This is a genomic window from Mesorhizobium sp. PL10 (genome assembly GCF_053714315.1).
In genome coordinates this window covers 1-11,510 of record NZ_JBSKBR010000059.1, presented here as the reverse complement: position 1 = coordinate 11,510, position 11,510 = coordinate 1, and the positions used below count along the sequence as shown (strand labels likewise).

The 11,510-nt window shown below is 60.5% G+C and carries 9 protein-coding genes and 1 pseudogene; 3 read left to right on the top strand and 7 right to left on the bottom strand.

The window, feature by feature from the left end:
* Positions 1-162 precede the first annotated feature (162 nt).
* Both ACWGTO_RS31840 and ACWGTO_RS31835 read right to left on the bottom strand, forming a co-directional pair.
* Positions 163-417: pseudogene (locus tag ACWGTO_RS31840) on the bottom strand (pyridoxal-phosphate dependent enzyme); the annotation flags it as partial.
* A 204-nt stretch (positions 418-621) separates the two neighbouring features.
* Complete coding sequence (locus ACWGTO_RS31835) at positions 622-2,109, bottom strand: alkaline phosphatase family protein (protein WP_454578710.1); 1,488 nt, start codon at positions 2,107-2,109, stop codon at positions 622-624.
* Between the two features lie 297 nt (positions 2,110-2,406).
* Between ACWGTO_RS31835 and ACWGTO_RS31830 the strand changes: the two genes are divergently transcribed.
* Positions 2,407-3,318 (top strand): LysR family transcriptional regulator, encoded by a 912-nt coding sequence (locus ACWGTO_RS31830; RefSeq protein WP_454578709.1) that lies wholly within the window; start codon positions 2,407-2,409, stop codon positions 3,316-3,318.
* 134 nt (positions 3,319-3,452) lie between these two features.
* On the opposite strand, the gene ACWGTO_RS31825 is transcribed toward ACWGTO_RS31830, so the two are convergent.
* Genes ACWGTO_RS31825 through ACWGTO_RS31805 form a run of 5 tightly spaced genes read right to left on the bottom strand, consistent with a single transcriptional unit; the run spans position 3,453 to position 8,850 of the window.
* Positions 3,453-4,316 (bottom strand): ABC transporter permease, encoded by an 864-nt coding sequence (locus ACWGTO_RS31825; protein ID WP_454578711.1) that lies wholly within the window; start codon positions 4,314-4,316, stop codon positions 3,453-3,455.
* Between the two features lie 7 nt (positions 4,317-4,323).
* On the bottom strand, positions 4,324-5,259 hold the full coding sequence (locus ACWGTO_RS31820) for an ABC transporter permease (protein WP_454578708.1): 936 nt from the start codon (positions 5,257-5,259) through the stop codon (positions 4,324-4,326).
* Positions 5,259-6,251: an ABC transporter ATP-binding protein gene (locus ACWGTO_RS31815; RefSeq protein WP_454578707.1), complete on the bottom strand. Its 993-nt coding sequence runs from the start codon at positions 6,249-6,251 to the stop codon at positions 5,259-5,261. Before ACWGTO_RS31815 ends, ACWGTO_RS31820 begins: the two co-directional genes overlap by 1 nt.
* On the bottom strand, positions 6,248-7,288 hold the full coding sequence (locus tag ACWGTO_RS31810) for an ABC transporter ATP-binding protein (RefSeq protein ID WP_454578706.1): 1,041 nt from the start codon (positions 7,286-7,288) through the stop codon (positions 6,248-6,250). The genes ACWGTO_RS31815 and ACWGTO_RS31810 overlap by 4 nt, the downstream gene beginning before the upstream one ends.
* A 23-nt stretch (positions 7,289-7,311) precedes the next feature.
* On the bottom strand, positions 7,312-8,850 hold the full coding sequence (locus ACWGTO_RS31805) for an ABC transporter substrate-binding protein (protein ID WP_454578705.1): 1,539 nt from the start codon (positions 8,848-8,850) through the stop codon (positions 7,312-7,314).
* A gap of 418 nt (positions 8,851-9,268) precedes the next feature.
* Between ACWGTO_RS31805 and ACWGTO_RS31800 the strand changes: the two genes are divergently transcribed.
* Both ACWGTO_RS31800 and ACWGTO_RS31795 read left to right on the top strand, forming a co-directional pair.
* A complete protein-coding gene (locus tag ACWGTO_RS31800) occupies positions 9,269-10,453 on the top strand; it encodes a pyridoxal phosphate-dependent aminotransferase (protein WP_454578704.1) in 1,185 nt (394 codons plus the stop codon).
* The gene (locus ACWGTO_RS31795; RefSeq protein ID WP_454578703.1) at positions 10,428-11,300 is read left to right on the top strand and encodes an isocitrate lyase/phosphoenolpyruvate mutase family protein; all 873 of its coding nucleotides are present in this window, start codon (positions 10,428-10,430) and stop codon (positions 11,298-11,300) included. The genes ACWGTO_RS31800 and ACWGTO_RS31795 overlap by 26 nt, the downstream gene beginning before the upstream one ends.
* Positions 11,301-11,510 lie beyond the last annotated feature (210 nt).

Here is an 11,510-nt window from a genome sequence, read left to right as displayed (position 1 = left end):
CCCGCATCGCCGATCTTCCCGTCTCCCGCCTGCACGAACTGCTTCCGTGGACGTGGAAAAGACTGCGTGAGGCCAAAAAGGCCCCGGATTAGCACATCGCCAACCGTTGAAGGCTGGATGATCGGCGTAGGCGAATAGGCCGGGGCTACCGCCGGTATGTAAAAACACCGTAACCTCACCCCGCGATATCGCACCTTTCCTCACGCGTCCGCAAAGGCCTGCGAACGACTTTCCGGTATAGACGGGATCCAGGATAATCCCGTCTGCTTGCGCAATCATCTGCATCGCCTGGCGGGTCGCATCGCCTGGAACGCCGTAGCCGCCGTCGATATGGTCGCTTACGCTCGAAATTTCTTCTTCACTCACGGCTAGATCAACACCCAAGAACATCGCGATGCCATCCAACAGGGTCTTGACCCTTCGCTGCTTGTCCGCCGTAGGGCCACTGAATTTTGGAGCAAGAAGCTCAACCTATAAATTCAAGGGCTTACCGTCGGTGCAAATCGGGGTTCCTACCCCCCGCAACCAATTGCCACGCTCCGACCATTTGAGGGCGGCTGGGCAGACCGGTATGTTGAACGCCCGAAAGGTTGCCAGCTCTTTGAAAGTGGGCAGCAATGATCAACCCTCTGCCGCTCCGCTCTCAACATACATGGCATCTCCGACCTGAACACGTCGAAGGACCTGACGGAAACGGCCGAGGCCTGCTTCGTAGGCTTCGCGTCGGACCTCGGCATTTGCTTTTTCCGGATCCCAGAGCAACTCATGGAGAACACGGCCGCTCATTGTGTTCGGTCGCCCGATCTCAAGAAGGTGCAAGATCGTCGGCACGAAATCGCAAATGCCGGAGGGGACTGTCGAGACGGAACCCGCCGCCGGAAAAGCTGTGCCCGCGGCAATGCCGACAGCCGCGAGTTCGTTCGGATGCAAACCACCGTGGACGCCGAGGCCTGTGCGGCGGTCGCTGTCATAAAACGTGCCACCGATAAGGCCGAAGGGGTCAAGGCCATCATCCGCCCGGAAGGAGAACGAGACATCCGGCGCGCGCGCGTGATCGGCGAAGACCAGATGATTGCCGAGACTGCCAGGCGCGATACCGTCGATCTCGTTTCGGGCTCGCGTGAAGACGGGTCCGCACCACACGTGCGCGGTAATCGTTGCCACTAGCCGGGCGATTTGTTCGTCGGTTGGTTCGGCAAGGTAGAGCGCGCCCACCTGTCCAGGCACCACCACGAGATCGACCTTCGGCCCGGGCGCGATGCCCGGTCGAAAGCCGGCGTCCCGCAGGCTTTCGATAACCGACGCGCGCGTATGACCGGTGATGTGTCCGTGATCTGAGACTGCGATGATCTGCACATCCTCGGCGCGGCCTTCCGCCTCCCACCAGTCGAGCACGCGCCCAAACCGCCGGTCGCAATGGGCGATTATACCCCGCGTCGCCTCGGCTCCCGTGCCGTGGAAATGCGAGGTAACATCCGGCTCACCATAAGAGAGGATGGTTACGTCCGGCCGGTACTTCGGCCAGACGACCTCGAGAAAGGCCGAGGTAATCCAGTCTTGTCCGGCCTTGTCGGGCTCAATCTGCGGTGGCTCGGGGGTGAGCGGGCCGACACGAACCTCTGCCTCCGCCAAGGCATCGTGTGTGCAGGCCTCGCGAAAATGACCCGACAACCGGACATGCCCGAAATCCTCCGCCTTGTGATGGAAGAATCGCGTCGTACCGGGCGTGTTCGTTGCCAGCACCGCGAGGCTTCGCCCTTCGGAAGCGAGGATCTCGCCAAGCGTGGCCGCAGACATGAGCTTTCCGCCGCTTTCGAGATCGAGCTCGCGCAGGAGCACCGCGTCCGATGTATCGATATAGCGTGGGGGAGAACCGGAGCGATCGACATATGCGTTGCCGACCATGCCGTGCTGGCGGGTCGTGGCACCGGTGACGAGGCTGGGGAAGGCCGAACGGGTCTCGCTCGGATAGACCGTGCGATGGTTCGACATCGTGACACCCAGCGACTGCACGCGGTAGAGATTCGGGGTCAATTTCGGAGAGATGAGGTCCGGCCGAAGGCCATCGAAGCTGACGATGAGGAATTTGCTGTGGGAGCCCGATGTCATAATTCGTTCACATCAAGCTTTGGTGTTGTTGAATTGAAGCGGCGGTGTCGTTCTGAAACGAGACCTCGCTGAGCATAGTAGGGCGCCGAACTTTTTTCTATTTCTTCGATGGTCATCGCCACACCATCCTGCGATACCTCGCTTTCAGGTGAGCCGGCAAAAGCCTGCGTCACGCAATGTATGGAATGCTGAGATCATTGTAACCGTTATGTTACAGGTGGATGATATATATCGAATAAACCGATGGGAGCGACTCGCTTCTGGATGGAGGTCCGGAATACCTTCGGAGAGCGGGTTGTGAGCGAAGAACAGGATCTTTCACTCAATGCGGTACGGGCCTTCGTGCAGGTCGCGCGCGACAGCAGCGTGACCCGTGCCTCGAAGACCCTTGGCATTACCCAAAGTTCAGTGAGCCGTCACATTGCGGTTCTGGAGGAATATTTCGGGGCGAAGCTGATCGAGCGTCGCGGCCGCCAGAGCCAATTGACGGATTTCGGGAGATTGTTCGCCGACGCCGTCGCCGAGCCGCTTGACACTATCCTGTTCACCGCAAAGCGGATGCGGCGGAACGGCCGGAAAGATGACAACCGTCTTGTCGTGCGGACGTCCCTGTCGACCTTCGCCTACACGGTGCTAATCCCCAATTTGCGCGACTTCTCGAAGGAAATGGGGGGCGTCACCGTCGACGTGATCAGCTCCTTGTCGGCTCCCGCCTCTACCGACAGCTTCGACGTACTCCTTACCCGCGATCTCATGCTGACGGAGCCGGCAGATCGCTGGGACTTCTATGACGAGCAACTGGTCTGCGTCGGCGCGCCCGACTGCGTCGCCGGCCGCGGGCTTAAGGCCCTGCGCAATACGCCCGTCATTGCCGTTACCTCCCGGCCCGACATCTTACCGACCTGGCTGCGTGGCTTGGATCTGAACACATCCGATATCACGTCCGGCGCACGTTACGATCATCACTATCTCGCACTGCCCGCGGTCACGACCGGCCACAGCTTGCTTGTGGCGCCACATATCGTGGTCGCGGACCTGATCCGGCAGGGCCTTCTGGAGGTCCTCGCGGGCTCGCGCGCACCGAGCGGTATGCAATATCGTGCCTATGCGGTCGACCGCAGCTCAAATCCGGACGCGGCGCGCGCCTTTTGCCGCTGGCTTACCCGCCTATGTCGAAAGATGACCGAGGAAGAAGCCGCGGCGAAGTAGATCAACTGACGCGGATGGACTCCTGCAACTGAGCAGCCAATTGCTCCCGCTCCGATAACAACGTTCTCATTCTCGAACCCCTATTTGGATCCTTTTGCCGTTTTCGCCACAGGCAGCTTTCGCCGGTTCAGGGGTCACTGCGGTCCCTTGTCCAACCGGTCGCGTAACCAGTCGCCGAGCAAGCTGATGGAGAGCGTCGTCGTGACGATCAAGGCGGCGGGCGCGAACATGATCCAGGGTGCCCGTGTCATGTACTCGCGGCCATAACCGACCATGTTGCCGAGGCTCGTCATCGGTGGCTGAACGCCAAGGCCGAGAAAGGACAGGCTGCTTTCCATCAGGATGATCTCCGGGAAGGTCAGCGTCATGGAAACAATCAGCGTCGACGAGATATTCGGCAGGATATGCCGCAGATAGACACGTCGTGGGCTCGCTCCCAGCTGTCGAACGGCGCCGGCATAGCCTTGCGCGCTGGCGGCGATCGCAAGCCCGCGGGCGATGCGCGCATAGCGTTCCCAGCCGTAAAGCCCCATCAGGCCGATGAACAGCGGCAGCGCGTTACCGAAAAAGGCCAGCACCGACAGGGAGAGAATGAGGAAAGGCATTGCCGCCTGGAAGTCCGCGAGCATCAAGATGAACTGCTCGACGCGGCCGCGAAAGTGCGCCGCGGCAAAGCCCATCGCCGTGCCGAAGCAGGCCGAAATCAGCGTGGCTCCCAGTGCCACTAGAACTGAGATGCGAACGGAGAAGATCAATCGCGACAGAACATCCCGCCCCAGTTCGTCCGTTCCAAGCAGATGCCGCGGATGAAGTGGCGGCGCCAGCCGGTTCGGTAGATCAAGGGCGGTATGTTGGTAAGGGGCGATTTGATTGGCGAGCACTGCGACAAGCACGATAAAACCGATCCAGAGAACCCCGGCAATAACGGAGAAGGGGATCGGGCGGTGTTTTGTGCTCTTCCGCTGTCCGGCCGCCGCTTCACTCACTTTTTCCGTCATGTTCATCTCAGCGTCCTCCGGTCACGTTGGCGTTGGCCAGGCGCGGATCGAGAAAGCCGTAGAGGAAATCGACGATGAGATTGGAGAACACCATTGCGACAGCCACCAGCAGAAGAATGCATTGCACCACCGCCAGATCTCGCGCCGCGACCGAAACGACCAGCAAATTGCCAACACCGGGCCACGAGAACACGCTTTCAACCACAACCGAACCGGCGATCAGATTGCCAACCATGAAGCCGACAATGGTCACGATAGGGATTGCGGCGTTCGGCAAAGCATGACCACGCACGACCGCGGCCCATGGAATTCCCTTGGCGCTGGCGGTCCGGATGTAGGGCTGCCCCAAGACCTCCAGCATCGCACTTCGAACGAAACGGGCAAGCACGGCGGCGCCGCCGACGCCGAGCGTGATGATCGGCAGGATCAGATGTTGCAGACCTCCCCTGCCGCCGGTCGGCAGCCAGGCAAACCAGATGGCCAGGAGTTGAACCAAGACGAGGCCGAGGACAAAGCTTGGGACCGTGTAGCCCGCTACCGCCGTCACCATGACGGCGCGGTCGATGGCGCTGTCCCGGTGTAAGGCGGCATAGATCCCCGAGGGAATGCCGATCGCCAGCTTCATCAAAAGCGCCGGCAATGTCAGCATGAGTGTTGCCGGAATGCGTGACAGGACAAGATCAAGAGCTGGCCCGCCGCCGCGCATCGACCGCCCGAGCTCGCCGTGAAAGATCGCTGCGAAGTAGTGGAAATACTGCATCCAGAGTGGCTGATCGAGACCCCACTCCCGGCGAAAGGCGGCGATGGCCTCGGGCGAGGCGTCATCACCCATGATGCTGCGAGCCGGATCTCCGGAAAGCCTCAGGACGAGGAAGGCGAACGTGACGACCAGCGCTACTGTCAAAAGGGCACGTAAGACACGGATAGCAACAAACCGAAACATCAGGATCCAACCTCCTCGGCCGGCGGGTTGGTATGAACGGCATGACACGCGACGGATCGTCCTTCCGGTAGTGTCGAGAATGTGGGGGAGGCGCTGACGCACTGCGGCTGCGCGATGGGACAGCGCGGGTGGAACGCACAGCCGGTCGGACGGGCCGCGGGATTGGGTGGCTCGCCCTTGAGGATGATGCGCTCGCGCGAGCGCCGGCCTGGAACAGGCACGGCCGAAACCAGCGCCCTGGTGTAGGGGTGGGCAGGGTCGGAGAGCAGAAGCTCTGTCTCGCCATATTCAACGATACGACCGAGATACATCACAGCCGTATAATGGCTGACCTGGCGAACCACTTTCAGATCGTGACTGATGAAGAGGAGACTGAGACGCAGGTCCTTTTGAAGGTCCATCAGCAGATTCACGACCTGGGCCTGGATCGATACGTCCAGAGCCGAGACTGGCTCGTCGCAGACCAGCAATGCCGGTTCCATGATCAGCGCCCGTGCAAGAACGGCTCGTTGACGCTGCCCACCCGAAAGCTGATGGGGCAGGCTCGAGGCATGCGTGGCATAGAGGCCGACGGCGCCGAGCATCGCCAGCGCTTTGTTGTTCCGTGCGGATTCAGATCCGATGTCATGAATGTCGAGCGGTTCGCGGACTTGATCGAGGATGGACAGCCGGCGGTCGAGCGCCGGCAGCGGATCTTGGTAGATCATCTGCATTTGCGTGCGCATGCGGCGCCACGCTGGAGTATCGGTCGACGGCAGTTCACGACCGCGGAAGACCACATGTCCGCTGTTCGGCCGTTCAAGGCCAAGCGCGATTCGTCCTGTCGTTGATTTTCCCGAACCGGATTCACCGACGAGCGCCAGCGTCTCGCCCTGTTGTAGAGACAGGGACACGTCATCGACAGCGCGGACGGGAACTTGCTTTCCGAAGAGACCCTGCCGCGTCAAATAGCTGCGCGAAATGCCGTGCAGTTCAAGAATATTTGCGGTCATGCCAGCATGCTTCTCTTGAGTTCCAGGGACTGCTGGCCGGCTGTGGCCGCCCCTGCAAGGCAGGCCGAGAAATGGCCGGCTTCGGTCTGCATAAACGGCGGAGCCGCCGTTTCACAAACCGCCATGCGCTGCGGACACCGAGGAGCAAACGGACATCCCGAAGGCATGTTTGCCGGCTCCGGCACCTGTCCTTCGATGGGGATAAGCCGCTGCAAGGTCCCTTCGAACGGCGGCAGGGCCGCAAGGAGACCGCGCGTGTAGGGATGCTGCGGGTTTGCAAAGATCGCGCCCGCCGGGGCGGCCTCGACGGCCCGGCCGCCATACATGACTATGATGCGGTCGCAGGTCTCGGAAACGACACCGAGATCGTGGCTGATGAGCACGAGCGCCATGCCGGTCTCCCGCCTGATGGTGGTCAGGAGGTCGAGTATCTGTGCCTGGATCGTGGCGTCGAGCGCGGTGGTCGGCTCATCGGCAACCAAGACGTCGGGTTTTCCGGCAAGCGCCATGGCGATCATCACCCGTTGGTTCTGACCTCCGGACAGTTCATGAGGATAAGCGTCGAACCGACGCGCCGCGTCCGGCAGGCCGACGAGATCGAACAGGCGTTTTGCTTCTGCCCGAATGCTCGATGCCGACACCCCCTGGTGTCGGGCGAGTACTTCGCCAATCTGGCGCCCGATCCGGAGGACAGGATTGAGCGCGCTTGATGGATCCTGGAAGATCATCGCCACGCGCCCGCCCCTGATCCGGTCGAGCTCAGTCGCCGCTGCGCCCAAACGCTCCGTTCCATCCAGCCGAACGCTTCCGGAAATCGTGGCTGCTTTCGGCAACAGGCCGAGAGCAGCTAGCCAGGTAACGGACTTGCCGCTGCCGGACTCACCGACGATACCGAGCGCTTCGCCCGGTGCGAGCGTGAGATCGATTTCCCGAAGGACTGGCACACCGTTGAAGCCGACTGATAGACCTTCGATTGTGAGCAACGGAACCGAAGCCGCGCTGAAAGATGCTGGCGCATGACTGGCGCGGTGCGCCATCGCCGGCCCTCGTCGCGTGGCCATTAGTTTTGCGTGTAGACGGCGTTGAAGGGCCCGAAGTTGAGGTCAAGCGTCTGTCCCGCAACCCAGGCGACGTCCTTGCGCTTGCCGTAGAACTGACCAGAACCATGCAGGACGACGCAGGGCGGATCGTCCCGGTCGACGATCTCCAACATCCGGCGGATGATCGTCCGGCGTGCTTGCGGTTCGGCCGTTACCTTCAGCTTCTCGCCAAGCCCGAAATATTCGTCATTGCTCCAGATACCGCCCTTGGGCAACCCGCCCATTGGACCGAATTCGCGCCATGCGTGGGCGAGTGGATCCGGGAAGATGGCCGTCGACGAGCTGTCCGAGATCGCGTGAACCGGCTTGGTCCAGATTTGTGCAAAATTCTCCATCATCTGGATCTCAACATTGAGGCCAACGGCCCGCCACATCTCGACCATGATCTGCGCGCCCGCGACCTGGTTGGGATAATAGTTGTTCAGAAGTTTGTAGGTGATGGTCTCGCCCTTGTAGCCGCTTTCGCCAAGAAGCTTGCGCGCCAGATCGGGATCGTAGGCCAAGGCTGGGAAGTCTTCGATATAGGCTTCGCCGAAGCTCGGGAACTGAAAGCCGTTCGGAACGGGAAGCCTGTCCTGCCAGAGCGCCTTCACGAGCGCCTTGCGATCCAGCGCGAGGCTCAGAGCCCGTCGCACGCCGACCTTTTCCAGCACCGGGCCTGTCGCATCAATCGCCAGATAGCGAATGTTCTGGACCGGTCCGCCTGCGACTTCCAGTTCCGGATGCTTTTCGATTTCCGCGAACATATCAGGCGAAAGATCGGTGATGAAATCCACTTCATCGGCCATCAGCGCGTTCATGCGCGAGGCAAGTTCGGGAATGACCCGGAAATGAATGCCGGCAAAGGGTGGCTTGCCACCCCAATAGGCGTCGTACGAGGCAAGCTTGACCTCGACGTCAAGCAACTGGCTGACGAGCCGGTACGGGCCCGTTCCGATCGGCGCAGCCGTCCAGGCATCCCAGGACCCTGCCGCCTCGAACGCACGCTTGCTAACGATTTCGGCGCCCCACGAGGCCAGCCGCTTCTCAAGCAATGCATCGTCGCCCTTGGCGTGAACGATAACGGTGTGGCTGTCGATGATCTCGACTTTGCCGATCGTGTCCAACGTCTGCATGGCGGTGGCCTTTCCTGCCATGTCAGGGCCAAGCAGATGCTCCGGACTAAAGCTGAAGGCGACATCCTCCGCGCTAAACGGGCCACCGTCGTGGAAGATGACGCCCTTGCGCAGGAAGAGGCGAACGGCTTTTACATCCACACGCTCCCAACGTTCCGCCAAGCTGGGTCGCACTCCCATGTTCGGCGTCTGATCGAAGGCGATCAGCGTGTCGAACATTTGCGGGGCGACGCGGCGCGTCGCGGTGTGAACATATAGAACGGGCTCAACGGCTGGCGGGAAGCCGGACATGCCAACCCGGAGCGTCTTCCGATCGGTCCCTTGGGCCGCGGTGAACCCAGCTCCCGCCACCGACATTAAACCGGCTGCAGCGCCGGCGGCCAATATGTTGCGCCTGGTAAACTTCAGATCATGCATTGTCGTCCATCCCTGCTTGAGCGTTCGCCGAACACGCCGGTTCGCCGTCCTGATTGAAGATCGGCAGGCGCGCTTCTTCGGGCGCCGCTTTCGGCTGGACCATCGGCCGGGTCCATCACAGAGACATGACAGACATCGAATATTGCGATGGTTATCTCGTAAATTTCGATGGCGTGGAAGATAGGCGAAATGCAGCCATTCGAACCGAAGAGCGGTCAGGAAAAATCGTAAAATGCGATCATTCGGCTAAGGTTGTGCGATGGGTGAACTGGCCAGCGAAGCACTCTGTACGTAGTTCTGGGTCAAACCCAGTGCTCCGAGGAGAGTTGCGTTGTCACTCATTGCCAAGAGACTAAAAGCCGTTCGTCCTTCCCAGACCAAAGCCATGACCGCCGCGGCCGCCGGCCTTAAGGAGAAGGGTATCAATGTCATCGCGCTCAGCCAAGGCGAGCCGGATTTCGATACGCCCGAGGCGGTGCAAAACGCCGGCATTGCCGCTATTCGCAATGGCAGGACACGCTACACACCGGTCGCGGGCGTCAAGCCGCTGCGGGAAGTAATCCGGGACAAGCTTCAGCGCGACAACAGTCTCGACTACGACATCGACCAGATCACCGTTGGCTGCGGCGCCAAGCAAGTGGTGTTCAATGGGCTATTCGCCAGTCTCGATCCCGGCGATGAGGTGATCATCCCGACGCCTTGCTGGGTTTCCTACCCCGACATGGTGCGGCTTGCCGGCGGCGAACCGGTCCTGGTCGAGTGCCATGAACATTTCGGGTTCAAGCTGAAGCCGGAGGACCTGGAGGCTGCGATTACACCGCGCACCAAGTGGCTGATGCTGAACTCGCCGAACAATCCGACGGGTGCGGTCTATTCCAAGGCTGAGCTTGCCGCACTCGCCGCCGTGCTTCGCCGCCACGACCAGGTGCATGTGCTTGCCGACGACATCTACGAGAAGCTCGTTTATGGCGTGCGTTTCGCGACGATGGCAGAGGCCGCGCCCGACCTCGTCGACCGGACGCTCACCGTCAACGGTGTTTCCAAATCCAGTGCCATGACCGGATGGCGGCTCGGTTATGGGGCGGGACCCAAGGATCTGATCAAGGCGATGAACACGATCCAGGGACAGACCTCGTCGCATACCAGTTCCATCTCACAATATGCCGCAATCGAGGCGATCAGCGGCAATCAGGACTACATCGGCGATTTCGTTTCCGACTTCAGCAAGCGCCGTGATCTCGTGGTCGAAAAGATCAACGAGGCCCACGGTCTCAGATGCGGCACGCCAGACGGCGCCGTCTACGTGTTCGTCAACTGCGCCGGCGTGCTCGGGAAGGTCACTCCTCAAGGCAAGGTGGTCGAGAACGATATGGATTTCGCCATGTATCTCTTGGAACAGTTCGGTATTGCCGTTGTGCCGGGCAGCGGCTTGATGGCCTCGCCTTATATCCGCATCTCCTACGCCGGGTCGGTTGAAGAACTGCAGCATGCCTGCGGTCGCATCCTTGCCGCCTGTGAAGCCCTTTCCGAAAGTGAGACGATCTATGAGCAAAGCAAGAAAACTGCGTGAGGCCATGGCCGAACGCGGCCTCGTCCACATCATGGCGGCCCATAGCCCATTGTCGGCAATTCTCGCGGAAGAAGCCGGTTTTGACGGGATATGGGCGTCGGGCTTCGAACTCTCGGCGCTCTACGGTCTTGCCGATATGAGCCTGATCACCACGACCCAGCATCTCGACATGCTGCGCGCCATCGCCGGCCAGACATCGCTGCCGATCGTTGCCGATATCGACACCGGCTACGGCAACGCGCTGAACGTGATCCATGCGATTCGCGAATATGAAAAGGCAGGCACCGCAGCTGTCGTCATTGAAGACAAGACCTTCCCGAAGGTCACCAGCCTTGCCGCCGATGGCCGCCAGGAACTGCTGCGGATCGAGGAATACCAGGGCAAGATCGAAGCTGCGGTCTCCACACGCAGCGATCCGGATTTCCTGGTCATCGCCCGTACGGAAGCGCTTATTGCAGGCCTGGGTGAGGCGGAGGCGCTGACGCGCGGCATGGCCTATGTTGAAGCTGGGGCGGACATGATCCTGATCCACTCCAAGAGGAAGGATCCGGCCGAGATCGAGAGTTTCTCGCGCGCCTGGAAGGGGTCCGTTCCGCTTGTCATCGTTCCGAATGCCTATCCGGATCTCGACGCCACCCGCATTCGCGCCCTCGGCAACATCAAGATGACCATCTACGGCAACTATGGTATCCGGGCCGCGACGACCGCGATGCAGGATACGTTCCGGCGAATCATTGCCGATGGCGGCGTGCAGAACGTCCACAAGGATATCGTTTCCGTCGAGGAAATCTTCCGCCTCCAGAAAATGGGCGAGGTCAAGGCGGACGAAAAGCGCTTCCTGAGATAGGAAAATGCCATGCGGCTGACACGTGGCGCCAATTCGGAAAAAACAAATTTCGGCACTACCGCCGTTGAAATAGTTGAAATCGGGGATGCCAGTTTCGCCGGCGTAAGCTAGATCAGCCATTCCTCGGCTGGCCAATCCTGCGACGTGTGGCCCAACTTGAACAGTTGGAGGTGAACGGATGGCGAACACTGCCGGTTAAGCTGTTGAATT

Coding starts and splice junctions, on each gene's coding strand:
- ACWGTO_RS31835 (WP_454578710.1), bottom strand. CDS start 2,109: ATGACATCGGGCTCCCACAGCAAATTCCTCATCGTCAGCTTCGATGGC.
- ACWGTO_RS31825 (WP_454578711.1), bottom strand. CDS start 4,316: ATGACGGAAAAAGTGAGTGAAGCGGCGGCCGGACAGCGGAAGAGCACA.
- ACWGTO_RS31820 (WP_454578708.1), bottom strand. CDS start 5,259: ATGTTTCGGTTTGTTGCTATCCGTGTCTTACGTGCCCTTTTGACAGTA.
- ACWGTO_RS31815 (WP_454578707.1), bottom strand. CDS start 6,251: ATGACCGCAAATATTCTTGAACTGCACGGCATTTCGCGCAGCTATTTG.
- ACWGTO_RS31810 (WP_454578706.1), bottom strand. CDS start 7,288: ATGGCGCACCGCGCCAGTCATGCGCCAGCATCTTTCAGCGCGGCTTCG.
- ACWGTO_RS31800 (WP_454578704.1), top strand. CDS start 9,269: ATGACCGCCGCGGCCGCCGGCCTTAAGGAGAAGGGTATCAATGTCATC.
- ACWGTO_RS31795 (WP_454578703.1), top strand. CDS start 10,428: ATGAGCAAAGCAAGAAAACTGCGTGAGGCCATGGCCGAACGCGGCCTC.